The sequence below is a fragment of the Rothia sp. HMSC061C12 genome (assembly GCF_001815755.1).
In the GTDB taxonomy this organism is placed as follows: Bacteria; Actinomycetota; Actinomycetes; order Actinomycetales; family Micrococcaceae; genus Rothia; species Rothia mucilaginosa.
On record NZ_KV821857.1, the window covers coordinates 37,517 to 56,781 of the forward strand.

General features: G+C 63.9%; 17 protein-coding genes. 13 read left to right on the forward strand and 4 right to left on the reverse strand.

The features are described from left to right. Nucleotides 1-92: 92 nt before the first annotated feature. Nucleotides 93-770, reverse strand: a complete 678-nt coding sequence (locus HMPREF3055_RS03815; protein ID WP_012902921.1) for a Crp/Fnr family transcriptional regulator — start codon at nt 768-770, stop codon at nt 93-95. Nucleotides 771-1,255: 485 nt separating this feature from the next. Between HMPREF3055_RS03815 and HMPREF3055_RS03820 the strand changes: the two genes are divergently transcribed. Further along, nucleotides 1,256-2,434 (forward strand): MarP family serine protease, encoded by a 1,179-nt coding sequence (locus HMPREF3055_RS03820; RefSeq protein ID WP_070738057.1) that lies wholly within the window; start codon nt 1,256-1,258, stop codon nt 2,432-2,434. Between the two features lie 90 nt (nt 2,435-2,524). On the opposite strand, the gene aroQ is transcribed toward HMPREF3055_RS03820, so the two are convergent. After that, nucleotides 2,525-2,965: a type II 3-dehydroquinate dehydratase gene (gene aroQ, locus HMPREF3055_RS03825; protein WP_005504658.1), complete on the reverse strand. Its 441-nt coding sequence runs from the start codon at nt 2,963-2,965 to the stop codon at nt 2,525-2,527. 131 nt (nt 2,966-3,096) lie between these two features. Between aroQ and nth the strand changes: the two genes are divergently transcribed. Further along, nucleotides 3,097-4,032, forward strand: a complete 936-nt coding sequence (nth, locus tag HMPREF3055_RS03830; RefSeq protein WP_012902924.1) for an endonuclease III — start codon at nt 3,097-3,099, stop codon at nt 4,030-4,032. A 50-nt stretch (nt 4,033-4,082) separates the two neighbouring features. After that, on the forward strand, nt 4,083-4,868 hold the full coding sequence (locus tag HMPREF3055_RS03835; protein WP_049338328.1) for an NUDIX hydrolase: 786 nt from the start codon (nt 4,083-4,085) through the stop codon (nt 4,866-4,868). 138 nt (nt 4,869-5,006) lie between these two features. On the opposite strand, the gene HMPREF3055_RS03840 is transcribed toward HMPREF3055_RS03835, so the two are convergent. Beyond that, nucleotides 5,007-7,004: a bifunctional 3'-5' exonuclease/DNA polymerase gene (locus HMPREF3055_RS03840; RefSeq protein WP_070738060.1), complete on the reverse strand. Its 1,998-nt coding sequence runs from the start codon at nt 7,002-7,004 to the stop codon at nt 5,007-5,009. A gap of 208 nt (nt 7,005-7,212) precedes the next feature. Here HMPREF3055_RS03840 and HMPREF3055_RS03845 point away from each other — a divergent pair, with 208 nt between their 5' ends. From HMPREF3055_RS03845 to HMPREF3055_RS03865, 5 genes are all read left to right on the forward strand, one after another. After that, a complete protein-coding gene (locus tag HMPREF3055_RS03845; protein WP_246826890.1) occupies nt 7,213-8,841 on the forward strand; it encodes a TadA family conjugal transfer-associated ATPase in 1,629 nt (542 codons plus the stop codon). 40 nt (nt 8,842-8,881) lie between these two features. Then, on the forward strand, nt 8,882-10,135 hold the full coding sequence (locus HMPREF3055_RS03850; RefSeq protein WP_070738066.1) for a type II secretion system F family protein: 1,254 nt from the start codon (nt 8,882-8,884) through the stop codon (nt 10,133-10,135). Nucleotides 10,136-10,264: 129 nt separating this feature from the next. Then, nucleotides 10,265-10,906, forward strand: a complete 642-nt coding sequence (locus HMPREF3055_RS03855) for a DUF4244 domain-containing protein (protein WP_070633726.1) — start codon at nt 10,265-10,267, stop codon at nt 10,904-10,906. 188 nt (nt 10,907-11,094) lie between these two features. Further along, nucleotides 11,095-11,517, forward strand: coding sequence for a TadE family type IV pilus minor pilin (locus HMPREF3055_RS03860; RefSeq protein ID WP_239664236.1), 423 nt, complete (start codon nt 11,095-11,097; stop codon nt 11,515-11,517). Next, complete coding sequence (locus HMPREF3055_RS03865; protein WP_168166572.1) at nt 11,486-12,046, forward strand: Rv3654c family TadE-like protein; 561 nt, start codon at nt 11,486-11,488, stop codon at nt 12,044-12,046. Before HMPREF3055_RS03860 ends, HMPREF3055_RS03865 begins: the two co-directional genes overlap by 32 nt. Before the next feature lie 74 nt (nt 12,047-12,120). On the opposite strand, the gene HMPREF3055_RS03870 is transcribed toward HMPREF3055_RS03865, so the two are convergent. After that, entirely contained in the window at nt 12,121-14,919 is a 2,799-nt protein-coding gene (locus tag HMPREF3055_RS03870) for a DEAD/DEAH box helicase (RefSeq protein WP_070738072.1), read from the reverse strand. Between the two features lie 236 nt (nt 14,920-15,155). On the opposite strand from HMPREF3055_RS03870, the gene HMPREF3055_RS03875 reads away from it, so the two are divergent. The 5 genes from HMPREF3055_RS03875 to HMPREF3055_RS03895 all read left to right on the forward strand — a co-directional run bounded on the left by HMPREF3055_RS03875 (nt 15,156) and on the right by HMPREF3055_RS03895 (nt 19,184). Then, on the forward strand, nt 15,156-16,067 hold the full coding sequence (locus HMPREF3055_RS03875; protein ID WP_005504694.1) for an oxygen-dependent tRNA uridine(34) hydroxylase TrhO: 912 nt from the start codon (nt 15,156-15,158) through the stop codon (nt 16,065-16,067). After that, nucleotides 16,067-16,564: a GyrI-like domain-containing protein gene (locus HMPREF3055_RS03880; RefSeq protein WP_005504695.1), complete on the forward strand. Its 498-nt coding sequence runs from the start codon at nt 16,067-16,069 to the stop codon at nt 16,562-16,564. The genes HMPREF3055_RS03875 and HMPREF3055_RS03880 overlap by 1 nt, the downstream gene beginning before the upstream one ends. Before the next feature lie 326 nt (nt 16,565-16,890). Beyond that, nucleotides 16,891-17,982, forward strand: a complete 1,092-nt coding sequence (locus tag HMPREF3055_RS03885) for an LLM class flavin-dependent oxidoreductase (protein WP_070738075.1) — start codon at nt 16,891-16,893, stop codon at nt 17,980-17,982. A gap of 195 nt (nt 17,983-18,177) precedes the next feature. Next, entirely contained in the window at nt 18,178-18,537 is a 360-nt protein-coding gene (locus HMPREF3055_RS03890) for a Cd(II)/Pb(II)-sensing metalloregulatory transcriptional regulator CmtR (protein WP_049331677.1), read from the forward strand. After that, a complete protein-coding gene (locus tag HMPREF3055_RS03895) occupies nt 18,534-19,184 on the forward strand; it encodes a cation efflux transmembrane domain-containing protein (protein WP_070738078.1) in 651 nt (216 codons plus the stop codon). The genes HMPREF3055_RS03890 and HMPREF3055_RS03895 overlap by 4 nt, the downstream gene beginning before the upstream one ends. Nucleotides 19,185-19,265: the final 81 nt, after the last annotated feature.

Genomic DNA, 19,265 nt, shown 5'->3' on the forward strand with positions numbered 1-19,265 from the left:
GTTTCCCCATGCAGAGGGAAACGGCTCCTGATCTATTTAAGTCGCGTGTCTTTCAGCGAGGGCGCCCTAGAATGCCCATGCTCAAAGAGGCTTTAGCGGGAACGCTGGCGCAGGCGGGGCAGGTCCAGAATGACAACTGCGCGTGCCTCCAGGCGGATCCAGCCGCGGGAAACGAACTCGGCAAGAGCCTTGTTCACGGTCTCGCGGGATGCACCAACCAGCTGTGCCAGCTCTTCCTGAGTCAGCTCGTGAGCAACGAGCACGCCGTCGGTCGCGGGGCGACCGAAGCGGTCAGCCAGGTCCAGCAGCGCCTTAGCGAGGCGGCCGGGAACGTCGGAGAAGACCAGGTCAGCCAGTGCCTCGTTAGCGTGGCGCAGGCGGCGAGCCAGAGTCTTAATAACCTGATCGGAGATAGTGGGATCGAGCTGCTGTGCACGCTTGAAGGACTCGTGCTTGATAGCAGCCAGGCGAGTCTCAGAGACAGCCACAGCGTTGGTCGAACGGGGCGAAGGATCGAAGAGAGCCATCTCGCCGAAGACGTCACCGGGACCCATGATTGCGACCATGTTCTCGCGGCCGTCAGCGGCGGTGCGACCCAGCTTGACCTTACCGGAGAGCACCGCGAAGAGCTGGTCGTCCTGGTCGCCCTCGTAGAAGAGGACAGCGTTGCGGGAGAGGTCAATCTCCTGAATGTCATCGGTCAGCAGAGCGAATGCTGCGTCGTCGAGGTTAGCAAAGAGAGGGGTACGACGGAGGATCTCGAGATCCATAAAGTTCTCCTAGATATGAGGTGATGAGCCGAAACTCGTAAATGTTCAGTGAGTGAGCCCGAACCGGTGTCATGCGTCTCAACATCTGAAATGTGAGAAGGCTCAAGCTAGTGTGACATATTCAACTGATATGAGCGTACCCTAAAAAAGCGCTTTATGCATTCCGATACAGCGAGCTTTACAACAAAAGTTATTTCTTTCGAGTAAATTCAAAGCTTCCCCACAGGTTCACCACCTAATATCAGGCATTCAGGTGTGTACTTTTATCGGTACCAAGCACGCTGACGCCCTCATGACAAGGAGGCTCCCGCCTCCACACGCGGTACGATGCGACGAGACAGAAACCCGACCCCAAACCCCGGGTACACAAGCCCGCCGCACCCACCACCGGGTGTTAACGCGCCACCACACTCACCGGGCACAGCCCGCACCAACCACAATGGGCACACCGTGACCACTTCTACCCACCAAGGAGGCAATTAGTCGTGACGACTGGCATCAACCTGCTTGATATTGCTATCCCCATCATCCTGCTGCTCTACTTCCTCGCCGGAGTCCGCAGCGGATTCTTCACCACCCTCGGAACCTTCCTCGGCCTGGGCCTGGGCGTCTGCGCCGCAGCCTGGCTCGTGCCTCTCGCCGTGGCATCCGTGGGATCACAGTGGAGCCTCATTACCGCCGTCGGCGTGCTCATCATCTGCCTGACCATCGGACAGTGGCTCGGCCTCCTTGCCGGACGCACCATCCGCCGCGTCACCGATATCACCCCGCTCAAGGGCATTGAACGCTTCTTCGGCGGCGTGCTGAACCTCGCCGCCTGCGCCCTGGTCATGGTCGTACTGACCATCTCCATGCGCACCGTACCCATCCCGCAGCTCAACACTGCGCTCAGCGACTCCAAGACCCTCTCCTGGATGGTCGCCTCCACCCCCGAGGTCGTCAAGGACCGCATCAACACGGTACGCAATGACGTGCTCGCCTTCGGAACCATTCCGGAAGTCAGCCAGCTCATCGCCCCCGAAACCAGCGCCCCCACCCAGACCGTAGAATCCGCGGCACTGGACCGGGCGGCTGCCTCCGTGGTTGAGATTCTGGGCGCTGCCGAGCAGTGCGGCTACACCTCCACCGGTTCCGGCTTCGTGGCGGATAACGGCCTGGTCGTCACCAACGCCCACGTGGTCGCCGGCGTGACCTCCCCGGTCGTGCAGGACTCCCGCGGCCGCACCTGGCCCGGCACCGTCGTCTACATGGACAGCGAACAGGACATCGCCTTCATCGGCGTTCCCAAGCTGCCGCTCGAACCGCTGACCATCGGCAACAACGCCACCGCAGGTAGCCTCGTAACCTTCATGGGCTACCCCAAGGGCGGCCCGTTCAAGGCGCTGCCCGCCACCGTGCAGGGCATCGGCAACACCCAGACCATCGATGCCGACACCGGCCGCGCCAACGCCATGCGCCAGGTCTACCAGCTGGCAGCCGACGTGCAGCACGGCAACTCCGGCGGCCCCGTCCTCGACGAAAACGGCAACGTGGTCGGCGTGATCTTCGGTAGGGCAACCACCGGCCAGACCGGCTACGCCATCACCGCAAGCACCCTCAAGCAGGCACTGGCCGAAGGCGGCGACAACACCGCCGCAGTCTCCACCGGTACCTGCCGCAAGTAACTAGCCGCTAAATAGCGATAAAAGTTCAGGCTCCCCCCTCACACGAGGAACGGGAGCCTGAACTATTTAACGAAAGGTGGCGGCGCGCTGTTACTCCGCGAGGTGCTGTGCCAGGAAATCAACCGCCATGACATAACCGTACGCACCCGCACCGGCAATCACCGCGGTAGCCTGCGGCGACACAAACGAATGATGACGGAACTGCTCACGACGATGCACATTCGACAGATGCACCTCAACCACCGGAAGCTCAGCCGCCTCCAGCGCATCGTGCAGCGCCACCGACGTATGTGTGTACGCCGCCGGGTTGATAATAATCGCCGCGCCACGAGTACGAGCACGCTGAATCTCATCCACCAGCGCACCCTCATGATTCGACTGCATAAACTCAACATCAAAACCATGATCCGCCGCGCGCTCACGCACCATACGCTCAATATCGTGCAGAGTGGTGTAGCCGTACACCTCGGGGCGGCGCTGCCCAAGCAGGTTCAAATTCGGTCCATTAAGCACAAAAATCGTATCTGACATAAAACCAGTGTGGCACAGCTGGCGCCCGCTGAGCGCTAGCCGGCGCGAACTGCCCAGAAAATGATGGGGAGCGGGCCAAGTACGGTGAACCTCGCTACCGCCCACACGCCCAAGCCCGGTACCCTCGCGCTATGACCGAGAACGCCACCCGCACCGAAGTAGAGAACACCGCGGCAGAAAATAACGCGGCTGAGAACAACGCGGCAGAGAACGCCGAATCGCTCCTACAGATCCGATTCGTTCCCGAATTCAAAGCCGCAGCCGCCGCACGCCGCCTCAACGCCCGCGCACCCGAAAGCCACCTCGCCACCGTGCGCCGCGCCCGCAAAATTAACCGCATCCTCGGCGAAACCTACCCCTACGCCGTCGCAGAACTCGACTTTGACAACCCCTTCGAGCTACTCATCGCCACCGTGCTCTCGGCACAAACCACCGACGTGCGCGTCAACTCCGTCACCGGTGCACTCTTCGCACGCTACCCGGACGCCGCCGCGCTCGCCTCCGCACGCACCGAAGAGGTCGAACCCTACATTCAGTCCCTCGGCTTCTACCGCGCCAAGGCACGCTCCATCGTCACCCTCTCCCAGCAGCTCGTCGAACGCCACAACGGGCAGGTTCCCTCAACCCTTGAAGAGCTCGTAGAACTCGCCGGAGTCGGCCGCAAAACCGCGAACGTGGTCCTCGGAAACGCTTTTGACGTGCCCGGACTGACCGTAGACACCCACTTCGGCCGCCTCGCCCGCCGCATGGGATTTACCACCGCAGACGCCCCCGAGACAGTCGAAAAAGACGTCGCCGAACTCATCGAACGCAAAGACTGGACGCTCTTCTCACACCGCATGGTCTACCACGGCCGCCGCATCTGCCACGCCAAAAAGCCCGCCTGCGGCGTATGCCCCGTCGCCGACCTCTGCCCGTCCTATGGCGCCGGGGAAACGAACGAACAAGCAGCACGTAAACTCATGAAATACGAAATGGCACCCGGTCGAGAAGATCTGCACCTGCGATTCCTGCAGGGCGCAACCCGCCGCGAACTCATGGCAGAAGGCTACCCGCTCAGCGCCTAACGGCGACTAAGCCGAACCGGAACGCAGCCGCGCAGAAGAGAGGTACACAGATGAGCGCACCCGAGCAGTCGGTACAACCCGAACAGGCTGGGCAGGATGCACAGCACCCCGCCCAGCAGGCACTGGCGGCTCTCGCAGAGGGCGGCGTGGAATTTGACGTCCAAGCCCTACTGCGCAGCGCACCCGCCAGCCCCCTCAGCAAAGAAGCCGCCGTGCTGATCCTCTTTGGTGTGCTTGACAACTCGCCCTCCACCGGCAAATTTGACGGCTGCCCCGAAAACGTCAGCGCCGACCTGGATGTACTGCTCCTCGTACGTGCCGCAACCCTGCGTTCACACGCCGGTCAGCCCGCCTTCCCCGGCGGCAAAATCGACCCCGAAGACTACGCGCTCGCCGAAACCACCGGCGAACCCGTCGCCCACATCGCCGCCCTGCGCGAGGCGGTCGAAGAAACCGGGCTCGACCCCGCCGGCGTGCAGATCCTAGGCCAGCTGCACACCCTGCCGCTACCCATCAGCAACTTCATGGTCACCCCCGTCATCGGCTGGTGGAACAGCCCCGTACCCGTCGAGGTCGTCGACCACAACGAGTCCGCGCTCATCGCCCGCGTGCCCGTGCGCGACCTGCTCAACCCCGCCAACCGGCACACCGCCTACGTCAAACGCGGCCGCACCTCACACCGCACCCCCGCCTTCGAGGTGCGCATGCTCGGCGGTGAAGAATTCACCGTCTGGGGATTCACCGCAATTCTGCTGGACCGGATCTTCGACTCGCTCGGCTGGACCGTGCCCTGGGATCAGAAAAAGATGCGCCCGGCACCCGGCTACGAGGAGTAAAGCTCATCGCAGAATAAGCGCTTGACTAGCGGATATAGGGTGCAGATAGGGGTGGCAGGTAGCTTGAACGAAGCTACCTGCCACCCCTATTTTTTGTTGTACGGTGCCGCTTATGCGCGGCTGATTATTTACCGCAGATTATTTACCCTCGGCGTAGTTGCGCACCCGCACCACCGACACCGGAAAATCAACCGGCACCCGACCGAAGAGCAGACGCGCCGCCTCCGCAGCGCCCTCACGCACGATACGCTCCACGCGATCCGCCTCCAGGTCGGGACCGCACAGCAGAAGCTCATCGTGCAAAAAATACACAATGCGGGTGCGCATCGGCATACCAAAAATCCGCTCCGACAACAGACGAGAACGCACCGCGCCCATCCAACACAGAGCCCACTCCGCCGCCGTACCCTGCACAATAAAATTGCGGGTCATACGCCCGTGCGCACGCGCAGTCGACACCGCACGCGACTCAGCCGCCGGCGAAGACCGATCAGCCACAATCTCACGGAAACGCTCATCCACCGGCGGGGACGTACGACCCAAAAAAGTCGTCACCTGACCGCCCGCCTCACCAATACGAGCCGCACGCTCCGTAAACTCCATCGCCTGCGGAAAAAGCGCCGCCACATGCGGCAACAGGGCACCAATCTCACCGCTGCGACCGCCATACATAATCGCCAGCATGCCCACCTTCGCGTGGGAACGCTCCGTCAAACCCACACCCTTCAGGCGCGCCAACTCGGCAATACCCGCATACAGGTCAGCGCCACGACCCGCCGAAGCGAGCGCCTCATCACGGCTCAACGCCGCCAGAATACGCGGCTCAATCTGCGATCCATCCGTCACCGTCAGCACCTGACCCTCCGGCGCCTGCACCGCCTGACGAATCTCCGCAGGCAGCTGCAACGCACCACCGCCGGAAGCGCCCCAGCGCCCGGTCGCGGCGCCACCCACCTCAAGATGCGGGCGGAACGCCCCCTCAGAAACCCAGGTATCAGCCCACGTCCAGCCGTTAGCAGTCCAAATACGGTACAGCTTCTTATAGCGCAGAATCGGGTCAATCAGCGCCCAACGCTTCTCCCGCTGAGCCGGAATCGCATCCGCCCAACTCTTCAACTCCCACGAACGCGTAGACTTCACCGAAACCCCCGCAGACTGCAGAGCACGCAAAAGATCCTGCGGCGAATCCGGATTCAACGACGGCATAAACAGCATGCGCTGAATCTGCTCCGCCAACTCCTGCATCTTCTGCGGACGCTCCCCAGGCACCGGGCGCGGACCCAACAACTCGCACAGATGCTCATGATGCGCCTGCACATTAAACGGGATGCCGTAATAGCCAATCTCAGCCGCAACCAACGCACCGGCAGACTCAGCCGCCGCCAAAAGACGCAGCCGTTCCGGGTGCCTCGACGCACCGATAGCGCGCGCCTGCGCCAGCCACTCACGCATCAGCACACGCACTACCGGATGCTCCGGAAGCAGGGTCACCGGGCCCGCCGCCAACTGCGGGGCAAAAGGCTCATGAGGCGCCGCTTCAAGGAAATCGGGGGAGGAATCTGCGGGGGACTGGGTGGCGTTGGTAGCGGGCGCACTCAAAAAATCGGCGCCGAACAGCTCCTCCTGACCCTGAATCTGCCGCGCCATCGGCAGATACCCCTGAGGATCGGCCGCCTCACGCACATCAGAAAGATCCAGCACCGGGCTGTACTCCACAAAACCGCTCGGATGCGTAGCGGCAGTCGCCAAAATTCGCTGCACCAGACGCAAATCATGGCACAGATGCACCCGCACCCCGCGGCGCAGAAGCAACGGGTCAACGTGGCGGGTATCAGCCCAAATCCAGCGGGGGAAACGCGCCTGCGCCGAATCTGCCGCCTGCCGCTCTACCTCTCGCACATACGCCGGAAGATTCGCCGCACTCACCCGATCCGCGCGCGTAATCCGCGGAATAAAGGTCGGGTCCTGCAACTGCTCAGCGGTTGGCGCCGAAAAATGAAAAGCACCCCACGAGGTCACCGGCTGAGCACCGCGCGAGGACGCACCCGCGGCAATAGCCGAGGTGACCGGGTGCGCGGGGGTGCCGGTCTGGGCGGTAATACCCGCGCCGGTGGCAGGACTGAGCAGAACGTACATTCTTCCATTATCGAGGATGTGTCGGTAGAACGGGTGGTGCGTGGTTATCACCAGAATGTACGAGTGGTTTGTCATAAAAGCGCCGGATGCGTGCGTTTTGTTCGTTTGAGGTGCGTGCATCGTGGATATTTCGGGGTGCGCGAGGAGTTATCCACAGAACGCTCATTCTCATAAAAATTCGGGGCGGGCGCAATGCTCTCCTAGAGCCATGAACCCCGTCATGAATCCCTCCAGCAATCCCGCCGGGCACCCTGCCAACAATCCCGGCAACCCCAACGGTTGCTCGCCGCGTGCCGCACAGGGCGCGAATCAGCCGGGCGCACAGAATACGGGCGTCCAGAACACCCGCACGCACTCGCTACCCGCCCTGCTCATTCCCGAAGACTATCGCGCCCGCGCCGTCGCCCTGCACGCCCGCGAGCTGATTCTGCGCTCGCCGCAGATGAGCGCTATCGCCCTGGGTGGTTTTAGTGGCGGGTTCAGTGCCGGGTTCTGTGGCGGACCCAGTAACGGATTCAGCGCCGGGGCCGAGCGGGCAGGGGAGCGGCCGCCCGCAGAGGGCGTGGTTGCCGCGGACAGTGCAAACGCTGCGAGTGCCGCGGGCGGTGGGCTACTCCAAGAATCCCAGCCCCTCCGCGAGATTCTCGAAAACGCCGTGGACGAGGCAATCTGCGCCATCGACGGCGGATGCCAGGGGAATGCTCGGGGGAACGCCTGGGGGAACACGAGTGCAGAAGTAACGGGCGCAGACGGAACTAATGTGACGAAGCCCCGAAAATTCCGTGTCAAAACTGCACCGCCCACCTCCTGGAGCTACCCCAGCGTGGAATACGTGCCCGTCAACCGGCAGACCGCGCTGCGCTACCTCGCCGCGGAACTCTACGGCCTCGGTGCCCTCGACCTGCTCCTTGACGAGGGGCAACGCGCCGGAACCATCACCGATATCTACGTGAACTCGCCCTGCGATATCTGGGTGGGCATCAACGGAACCACCCGCCCCGTGGCGCTAAGCCTCGGCAATGAGCGGCGCGTGCGTGACCTGGCTGAGCGGCTCATCCGCAGGCACGGCGGACAGCTGGATGCCGCGCATCCGGCAGCTGACATTAGCGACGCGCAGGGTCGGCGTATCCACGCGATTATCCCGCCGCTGAGCGAACGCACCCGGCTCTCCGTGCGCCTACCCGCCCGCGAGCGCCCCACCCTGGCGCAGTTACAGGCCGCCGGGCTGTGTGATGAGGCGACCGCCGCCTATCTGCGCCGCATGATTGCCGAGCGCCGCGGGTTCCTCATTAGCGGGGGCACCGGCACCGGCAAAACCACTCTGCTCAACGCCCTGCTGGGGCTGTGTACGCCGCAGGAGCGCCTCATTCTGCTCGAAGACACCCCGGAACTCGCGCCGCAACATGAGCAGGTGATTGCCCTCAAAACCCGTGCCGCGAACTCCGAGGGTGCCGGCGAAATTGGGCTAGGTGAGCTCATTGTGCAGGCGCTGCGCATGGGCCCGGATCGGCTCGTGGTCGGTGAGTGCCGCGGCGCGGAGGTGGTGCACCTGCTGACCGCCATGAATACCGGTCACCGCGGAGCTGGAACGACCCTGCACGCCAATAGTGCGCAGGCGGTGCCCCTGCGTCTGTGCGCCCTGGGTGCGCTCGCCGGGCTGGATAGTAGAACGGTCGCTCTACATACGGCGACGGCTTTTGAATGCATTATCCACCTGGAACACCGGGACGGACGCCGCCGTATCGAGGGTATCTACAGCCTGCACCCCGCAGTTGAGGGGAGCGAAGAGTATCTGCAGGTCAGGCGTATTTCTGTGGGCTCCGAAGTTGGGTACTAGCCCCCGTAAAGGGGAAACGGAAAACGTGAAAGGAGGAACCATGAAAAGGGAAGAAACGAGTCGAGGAAGCCTTCGCGAACGCTGGGCTGAGCACCTCGCCGGAGCAGCCAGCGCCGAGGAAATGCGCATGTGGCCGCTCATGCTACGCACCCTCGCCCTGAACCTGCGCGCCGGCATTCCCCTGCAGGAAGCGGTGCACGCCGACCCTGGCACCGGGCAGTTTGCACAGTTCGGGCAAAACGAACCGGTGCCGGATGCGGGGAAAATGCACGCGAAGAAAATAACAGCCCGGAAAAGCGCTGGGAAAAGCGCCCAAGCTCGACGGGCACGAGGCTTCTCGCCCCTTTCCGAAGAGTACGGTCAGAAACGATGCGCCGAAGATATTCGCCGCTTCACACAGGCTCTCGCCACGGTTACCTCCTGGGGTGTACCCGCGCACCTCGCCTGCGCGCAACTGCTCGAAAGCAGCACCCGGATGCGCCCGCACAGCCGCGAGCGCCTGCACGACCTGCAGCTGAGCCTGCGGATGAGTGAGAGCGCCGGCGCGCCGCTCGCCACGAGCCTGGAACGCGCCGCAGAACACGCCGAAGAACGCATCGACGCGCTCCTGGGGCGGCAGAGCGCCCTTGCCGCGCCGCGTGCCACTGGCAGGATTCTCTCCTGGCTGCCGCTACTCGGCCTGGGGTTGGGTGTGCTCATGGGAAGTGACCCCGTGGGCGTGCTGACCGGCTCCATCCTCGGGGCGCTTACCGGTTTGTTCGGGCTGGGGCTCGCCTTCGCCGGGCGCCGCTGGACCGCCGCGCTCGTGCATCGGGCGGAGGTGGAGAGTACACGAGCTGGGCATACAGGAGGCGAGCAGGCCTTGAATGCACCGACTGTTGATACCGCCCTCGTACTGGAACTACTCGCCGCGCAGTTGAGAGCCGGGCTCGCACCGCTCGCCGCCTTGGGTACCCTCGCTGAGGCGCTCAACAGCCGACCCCTGCATACGGTCTGCCAGCGCCTACAGATGGGCAGTAGCTGGGGGAGCGCCTGGTCGGGCTCCGCGGCGGGAACCTTCGGTGAGCTGCGGGACGCGCTCGCTCCCGCCTACACGGGTGGCGCACCCAGCACTGCGCTGCTGCTCTCCCTTGCCGATGCGCACCGCCTCAGCGAGCGCCGCGCGGCAGAACGCGCCGCCGGAAAGCTCTCCGTAGCGCTCGTGGTACCCCTCGGGCTGTGCTCGCTGCCCGCCTTTATCTGCTTGGGTATTGTGCCCATCATCATTTCGCTACTACCCACGCTGACCGGCTAAAGAACCATGCGCATAAGCGCTGTTGACCAGCTGAAATGCCGAAAAGTTTAGACCCTCGCCCATCTGCAGCGAACGCGGATGAGCACCCACCCCGCCCCGCATGTTTAGGGCACAACGAAAGGAAAACCAATGACGAACACCCTCTGCGAAGCAATCCGCCACGACCTGCACCCCGTCGGCGCTCCGGTAAACGCCCCGGCCGGTGCTCCGAGCGAAATTCAGCCCGCCGCGCTCGGTGCCGTGCAGGGCGCTGAAACGCAGACCATTCTGGGCCCCGTGCCGCTGTCCGTTGCCATCGCAACCACCATGAAGCAGCTGCGCGAAGAATGCCCCGAACTCTTTACTGATGCTGAGCTTTCCGCCGGCGCTGAGCAGAAGCATGCCGGCCCCAGGATTGACCCTAACGAAATGGAGATTGATATGAACACGGACCGTCTGAACCCCGACCAGGCGCTGACCATTGCCCGCGCGCTCGCCGAGGGCTGCACCCTGGACGAATGCGGCGCTACCTGCCGCAGCCTGGGTGAGCACGCGCCCGGCTGCACCGAATATGTACCCGCTGAGGGGCACGAAAAGGCGCTCGAAGACTACGCCCCCGCGGGGGACCCAGAGGAAGGCGCCTCCACCGCGGAGTACGGCATTGTGATGCTCGCGGCGGTCGGTTTCGCGGGCCTGCTGGTGCTGATTCTCAAGTCAGATGAGGTGCGTTCCATGCTCCTGGATATTGTGCGTAACGCCCTGTCCATTGCGGGCAATACGGGGCTGCTCTAGAACCTTTGGTGAACCCGCGTAGGGTTTGCTTCTAGGTATTGGAAGTCCTGGAAAATCAAGTCAGAAAGGAGGAATAAAGAATGAATGCTCATGTGAATTTGGGTGCTTTGCGGTGCGCTCGTCTCGCAGGAAAAGTCGGGGCGGAACCGGCACCCTCAACCCCGCACAAGAGCCCAGCAGAAGAGGGTGTGATTACCGCCGAGTTTGCGGTTGCCCTACCCGCCGTGACGGTGGTGCTCGCCCTCTGCCTGGGTGCCGCCTCTACGGGGGTTGCGCAGCTGAAAGTGGAGGAGTCCGCGCGAACGGCCGCACGAGCCGCCGCCCGCGGGGATTCCGAGGCGCAGATTCGCTCCGCCGTCAGCCGCATCGACCCGGTGCAGAGCGTGCAGATTTCTGTTTCTCCTGATGCTGTCGCTTCTGATGGTGCGGTCGCCGCGGATGCGGGGCGTGCCCGGGAAGTGCACGTGCGGGTGAGTCGCCTCGCCCCCGGCGTAATCGGCTCGGCAACCGGCTGGGTGCTGCGGGCGGACGCTCACGCCCGCGTTGAAGGCAACGGTGGCACTCAGGAAAGCAGTGACAGTGAAGAAAGTACCGGCAGTGATGGCGAATAGAAGCGCGGTTCTTGCTTGGTCTGCGGACGAATATTCCGAAGAGGGTAGCGGCACCGTCCTCGCCCTCACCATTATTGCCGCGCTGCTGGTGCTGACCGTGGTGATCGCCGGGCTCATCGGGGTGGTGTCCGCGAACCGCAGGGCTTCCGCAGCTGCTGATTTGAGCGCACTCGCGGCGGCGGATGCCTACCGCGGGCTCACCGAGGGCGACCCGTGTGCGGTCGCGGCGGATCTTGCCGAACGCCACGGGGCACACCTGGAATCCTGTACGTTTCCGGACCGCCCTGAAACGGTGGAGGTGACGGTCGCCGTCCCCGTCGCAGGGCCCATGGGGATGTTGGGCCCGGCGAGGGTGCGTGCCCGCGCCGGGGCTGAACACCCCGAAGAAGAGTACGCCGAAGAAGAGCACGCCGCGGCGGGCAACGCGGAGGAGCTGAGCCCCGATGAGGTTACCGAGCTGGAGGAGGAGCTGGATACTGGGCAGGACTCGGTGCCCGAACCTCCTGAGCCGGAAAGCCCAGCCGACTAGGCTATTTGCGCTCGCCGGGAGTTGTCATCCCAGCCCGTCCTGCATCCCCAGCACGCCCCGCACCCCAGCGCGTTCTACGCCTCCGCCATGCTCCGCAGCATTACCTGCAGTAGTGCCCGCGCGCCGTGCTTGCTGAGCGGCTCGTTGCGGTTGCCGCACTTGGGCGAGTGCACGCAGGAAGGGCAACCGTTGTCGCATCCGCAGCTTTCGATGGCTTCGAGGGTGGCGCTCAGCCACTGCGTAACCGCGTTGAAGCCGCGCTCGCTAATGCCCGCGCCGCCGGGGGCGGCGTCGTAGACGAAAATGGTGGGTCTGCCGGTGTCCACGTGAAGCAGTGTGGAGAGCCCTCCCAAGTCCCAGCGGTCGCTGGTGGCGATGAGCGGTAGTAGCCCGATGGCGGCGTGTTCGGCGGCGTGCAGGGTGCCGGGGCCGTCCTCTTCGGTCACGCCCGCGCCGAATAGGTAGCTGGGCTCGAAGGTGAACCAGACCGCCTCGGTCATGAGCACTTCCGGCGGCATGGGTTGCGCCTCTTCGCCCAGGTATTCGCCGCCGTAGACGGAGAAGCGCCGGTAGCCGGTGACCTGATCGGTGACCTGAACCTGCCCGCGGTGCATGGTGAGCGGGGCGAGCTGCGGTTCGCCGGGAGCAGTCTCGCCGGGAGTAGGCACACTGGGAGCAGTCTCGCCGGGAATCGCTTCCCCAACAGCGTTTTGCGCACCGTAACTAACCCGCGCACGCTCCGCCAGAATACGCACCTCGGTGCTCTCAATGGCGCGCGTATAGTAGTCCGGGTAGACGCGACTGAGCAGAATCACGCGCTCGCCCTCGCTGAGGGACTCAACCACATACTGCGCGCTCTGGTGAATGTAAATTGCGCCCGGGTGTCCCTGGCTCATGGCGTGCGCGGCGTCCATGGTGCCAACCAGGGTGCCGTCTTCGGCATCGATGAGCTGGTAGGGTCCACCGCCGGTGCCGCGGATATCGACCAGGTCGGCGGCTGATTCGGCATGCGTCCAGTACCAGCCGTCCGGGCGGCGACGCAGGTACCCCTGCTGCACCAGCCGATCCAGCAGCGCGGCGGTATGCGGCCCGAAGAGGCTCAGTTCTTCGGCGCGGATGGGTGCCTCCTGCGCGGCGGCGCACAGCTGCGGTGAGAGAACGTACGGGTTTGTCGGGTCGAAAACGGTCGCCTCAACCTCCTGCCCGAAAATCGCCTCCGGGTGGTGCACCAGGTAGGTGTCGAGCGGGTTGTCGTCGGCAATGAGCACGGCGAGCGCGTCCTGACCGCTTCGACCCGCGCGGCCCACGCGCTGCATGAAGGAGGCACGGGTACCCGGCCAACCCGCCACGAGTACGGCGTCCAGCCCGGAGATGTCGATGCCCAGTTCCAGTGCGGAGGTGCTCGCCAGGCCGAGCAGTTCGCCGTTGCGGAGTTTGCGTTCGAGTTCGCGGCGCTCTTCGGGGGTGTACCCGGCGCGGTATGCGGCGACGCGGTGGGAGAGACCCGCCTCCACCTCGTCGAGGTAGCGTTGGGTTTTCTGAGAGAGGATTTCTACGCTGCGGCGCGAACCGGCGAAAACCAGGGAGCGGGTGCGGGAAAGCACCAGGTCGGTGAGCATTTGCGCGCCCTGCTCCACGGGGGAGACACGGCGCGGCGCCTCCTGCTCAGCCTTCGACTGGACCGCCTGCTGCTGGGTGCTGCGGGCGCCCTTGGCGAGCTGATCGTGCGCCTTGGGCGGCATGAATTCGGGCTCCCAGAGCGCGACGGTGGTTTCACCGCGTGCGGAGGTGGACTCGGTAACGGCGGTGACCGCCTGCTGCGGCACGCCGATGAGCTTGGAGAAAGACTCGACCGGGTTGGAGCTGGTTGCGGAGGCGCCGTAGAACACGGGCACGGTGCGGTAGAGCGCGCAGACGCGGCGCAGGCGGCGCAGCAGGTTGGCGATGTGTGCACCGAAAACGCCGCGGTAGCTGTGCGCCTCGTCGAGCACCACGTAGCGCAGCCCGCGCAGGAAGGATGCCCACTGCCGGTGGTTGCTCAGGATTGAGTAGTTGAGCATGTCCGGGGTGGTGAGGATGAAGTTGGCGTGTTCGCGGATCCAGCGGCGTTCGCCGGTGGGGGTGTCGCCGTCGTAGCTTGCCGCGTGGAGTCCGGGTAGGTTGTAGGAGGTGAGGGCGGTGAGCTGGTCGGCGGAGAGTGCCTTCGCCGGTGAAATGTAGAGAACGTTCGCTCTATTATTGAGGTTTTCTGCCACCGAATACGCGGAAGTTGAGCTCACCGGCTCGCCACAGGATGCACGATAAATAGCGTCCAGGGTGGGCATCAGGTAGCTCAGGGTCTTGCCCGAGGCGGTGCCAGTCGCCACAATCACGTGCCCGCCGCTGCCGGTACTCTTCGCGTCTTCGGCGTGTGCGGGAGCCGGTGCCTCAATGCGCCCAGGCTCAAGACGCTCAGCCTCAATCCGCCCCGCCTGCCAGCCGTAGCGTGCCGCACTCGCCGCCAGCGCCGCATCAAGACCCGCATGGGCGGCGTCTGCCGCCTGCACCTGGTGGGCGTAGGGCTCGGCAATACCGAGCGATTCGAAGGCCTCCACCACGCGCGGATGCAACCACTGCGGCCACGGCGCGTAGCTCGCCTCCCTGGCGGCAATGGTGTGAATGTGGGTCATCTGCTCGGGCAGGGTTCCGGTGCGTTCTGCCTCCGGCAATAAGGATGCCAGCACCTGCTGTGCGCTCGCGGGCAGCTCGCGGTAGCGTAGCGTTTTTGGGCGCGCCGCAGACTGCCCCTGCGGCTGTTCGGGCTGGTGTACAGGCTGGTGCGTGGGCTGCTGGTTGGGGTTCTGCAAGGAGGTGCTGTGCGGCATGGGTTCCATTGTAGAGCGGTGGGCTAAAACCTGACCTGCCGCCGGTCACGCGCTACCCTGGACACCGGCTCCGAACCCGGCTCCGAGCCCGGTTCCGCACCCGCTCGGATTCCGCCCCGACCCCGAGCCTAGCCCCTAACCTAACCCCGCCCCAGGCACCGCTTCTGTGCCGCCGACCCCGTAGTCAGCGCGCACATATCAAAAAATTTGCATGCTTTAGACGTATATGACGATAAAATAGTTCCGTGGCTCAAAATAAGATTATTCTGTATTACCAGTTCGCCCCCATCGCCGACCCGCAGGCGGTCATGCTCTGGCAGCGTGCCCTCTGCGAGAAGCTCGGCCTGCGCGGGCGCATCCTCATTTCCAAGCACGGTATTAACGGCACCCTCGGCGGCGAAATCAACGCGGTCAAGGCGTACACCAAGGAAACCCGCAAGTACCCCGGCTTCAAGAACATGGAGTTCAAGTGGTCCGAGGGTGGCGCGGAGGACTTCCCCCGCCTGTCCGTGAAGGCACGCGACGAGATTGTGGCTTTCGGTGCTCCCGACGAGCTGCAGGTGGACGAGAACGGCGTCGTTGGTGGCGGCGTGCACCTGAAGCCTGAAGAGGTCAACAAGCTTGTTGAAGAGCGCGGCGACGAAGTGGTCTTCTTTGACGGCCGTAACGCGTTTGAGGCGAAGATTGGCAAGTTCAAGAACGCTATCGTTCCCGACGTGCGCACCACCCACGACTTCATCCGCGAGATTGAGTCCGGCAAGTACGATCACATTAAGGACAAGCCGGTCGTCACCTACTGCACCGGCGGTATTCGCTGTGAGATTCTCTCCGCGCTCATGAAGAACCGCGGCTTCAAGGAAATCTACCAGATCGACGGCGGCATCGTGCGTTACGGCGAGAAGTACGGCGATAAGGAACTGTGGGAAGGCTCGCTCTACGTCTTCGACAAGCGCATGCACATGGAATTCACCCCGGACACCGTCACCATCGGCAAGTGCGAACAGTGCGGCGCCCCCTCGAACAAGTTCGAGAACTGCTCCAACGATTCCTGCCGCGAGCTGGTTCTGCTCTGCCCCGAGTGCGCAGCTGATGACGCGAAGCGCCACTGCGTGCCCGAGTGCTCGGTGGACCGCGAAGCAGCTGAGGCGAACGCCTAATGGCAGCCGCTAAGGGCGGCGCGGTTCAGATTTCTGAACCTCGCATTGAGGAACACCCGGCGATGGTCGTTGCCGGCGTTTCGCAGGTGTTCCCCCTGGACGGCGACTTCTCCTCGCTGTGGGATGAGCTGAATCAGAAGGCGTCCCCGGCGATGCTGGATGTTCTGAACGTGACCCAGTACCTGGGCGTGTGCACTCAGCCGAACCCGAAGGGCCAGGTCCGCTACACGGCGGGTTTCCTGGTGTCGGAGCCGGCGAGCGCGGCGAAGCTTGGTCTGGGCGTGCTGGAGTTGCCTGCGAGCACCTATGCGGTGGTTGAGGTGACCGGCCCGATTTCGGAGTCCATTCCGGCTGGCTTTGCGAGCTTCGAGGAGGCGTTCTTCGCGAAGAATCCGCAGTACCGCCCGGTGGGTGGCCTTGAGGTGTACGGTCGCGGCGATATGCAGGCGGCTGATTACCGTATGGAGCTGTGGGTTCCGCTGGTGAAGCGTTCCTAGGGCAGTTTGTTTCTGCCGTTGTAGTTGCAGTTTTAGCTGTTGAATAGAAGGGCCCGGTGGTGCGATGCGTTCGTTCCGCCGGGCTTTTTTGTGCCCTTTTCGGCTGTATTTTGCGCCAGCATTTTGTGGCGGTATGTGTGCCTCGTGCGGGTGAGGCGTGCGGGCGGGTGAGGCGTGCAGGTGGTGTGTGCAGCGAAAGTTGGGGAGGGATGCTCTGTGCGTAATACCCTGAAACAAAATACTTGACATGTAAAGTAATTGGGTTTAGATTTAAAACACTAGCCCGGCACTACACGAACCCGGGCGCAACTCGCTAAGGAAAAACAATGAGCACCCCCACTAACCCCAGCACCCCGCAGCTCGACGAATCCATCCGCATCAGTCACCTCGAACCCATGCGCGGTGAGGAGAAGAAGCTCGGCTTCCTCTCCTTCGGCCACTGGGCTGAGGTTCCCGGCTCCCGCGTGCCCTCCGCGGCAGAATCTCTGCACCAGGCAATCGACCTTGCCGTAGGTGCCGAAGACATCGGGCTGGACGGTGCGTTCTTCCGCGTGCACCACTTCGACCAGCAGCAGGCAACCCCCTACCCGCTGCTCTCCGCAATCGCCGCCAAGACCGAACGCATCGAGCTCGGCACCGGCGTGATTGACATGCGCTACGAAAACCCGCTCTACATGGCTGAACTTGCCGCCATGGCAGACCTCATTGCGGCGGGCCGACTGCAGCTCGGTGTCTCCCGCGGCTCGCCCGAATCCGTTATTCGCGGCTTTGAGAGCTTCGGCTACTACCCGGCAGAAGGCGAAAACGAGAGCGATATGGCGCGCCGCCACCTCGACATTTTCCTCAAGGCAATCGAGGGTGAGGGTATGGCGCCCAGTGCCCGTGTGGCGGGCAAGTATGCCCCCGTCCAGCCGCAGTCGCCGGGTCTGCGCGAGCGCATCTGGTGGGGCGCGGGCACCGATAGCACCGCCGTGTGGACCGCGCAGAAGGGTCTGAATCTCATGTCTTCAACCCTGATGCTGGAAGATAGGGGCATTCCCTTCGATCAGCAGCAGGCGCAGCAGATTCGCCTCTTCCGCTCCGAGTGGGTAAAGGCGGGTAATTCGGGTGTTCCGCGTGTTTCGGTGTCCCGCTCGGTGCTGCCCGTTATCGACGAAACCTCGGCACGCTACTTCGGTCGCCGCGCCGCGGAGGACTCGCAGGATTACACCGGCATTATTGACAACAGCTTCTCCCGCTTTGGTCGCAGCTACATTGGCGATCCGGCGGACATTGCCGAAGAGCTCGCCCGTGATGAGGCGGTCCAGGCGGCGGACACCGTGCTGCTGACCATTCCGAACCAGCTGGGCGTGGACTTCAACCTGAAGATGCTTGATGCAATCGTGAAGGAGGTCAAGCCCGCGCTGACCACCAAGTAAAGACCCTGAGGTGAAGACCCCGCAGAACCTTCTGCGCCAGCAGGGTTTCGCGCCAGCGTGCCGCCGTCGCTTCCGTGATGGGCGGTGGTCGCTGATGAGCGCGAACTCTGCTGCCTCCCGAGGGCAAGGGCGCGGAGCACGTGCGGCAGTCCGCACAAGTGGACAATTGGTCAGTTATCACTGTATAGTCATCGTATGCTGACTATTGCTTCACACCTCGACGTCATGAACCGGCTCGGCCGCGCCATGGCCGACCCGACACGTTCCCGGATTCTGATGACCCTCCTCGGCGGCCCGAGCTATCCAGCCGTGCTCTCGCGCGAGCTGGAGCTGACCCGCTCGAACGTGTCCAACCACCTGACCTGCCTGCGCGATTGCGGAATCGTCGTCGCCGAGCCCGAGGGCCGCCAGACGCGCTACGAGATCGCCGACCCGCACCTCGCCGCGGCGCTGACGTCCCTGATCGACGTCACGCTCGCGGTGGACGAGGCCGCGCCGTGCATCGACCCGGCATGCTCGGTGTCGGGCTGCTGTGGAACGGCGGCGGGAGCATGAGCGAGACCCTGACCACCGCACGCCGCGCGATGCTGCACCGGCGGGTCCGCTTCATCGTCGGCTTCACGATCACGTACAACGTAATCGAGGCAATCGTCGCAGTCTGGGCAGGCGTCCTCGCCTCGTCCGCGGCGCTCATTGGCTTCGGGCTCGACTCGGTTGTCGAGGTACTCTCGGCCGCGGCCGTCACCTGGCAGTTCACCCGCAAGGACCCTGAGCGGTGGGAAACGGTCACCGTCAAGGCCATCGGCATCGCGTTCTTCGCGCTGGCGGCCTACGTCTCGATCGACGCGGTGCTGGCCCTGGTCGGCCAGGAGGGCCCCGACCGCAGCCCGCTGGGTCTCGGTATCACCGCGCTGAGCCTGGTCGTCATGCCTCTGCTGGCGTGGATTGAGGTCTGCACCGGGCGGGAGCTGGGCTCCAAGAGCGTGATGGCCGACGCCAAGCAGCTCATCCTGTGCATCTACCTCTCCGGTGCGGTGTTCATCGGCCTCGTCCTCGACAGCCTGTTCGGCTGGTGGTGGGCTGACTCGGTCGCGGCGCTGGTCGTGGCGGTGCTCGCGGTGCGCGAAGGCCTGGAGGCCTGGCGCGGCGACGTCGAGTCGCCGTTCGAAGTGCTAGAGGACCTCGAAGACGAGGACGACTGACCCGTCGCCCGACGATGAAGAGCCAGTGCTGCAACCCAGACATGCGCTACAAAAACCCGCTCTACATGGCTGAACTTGCCG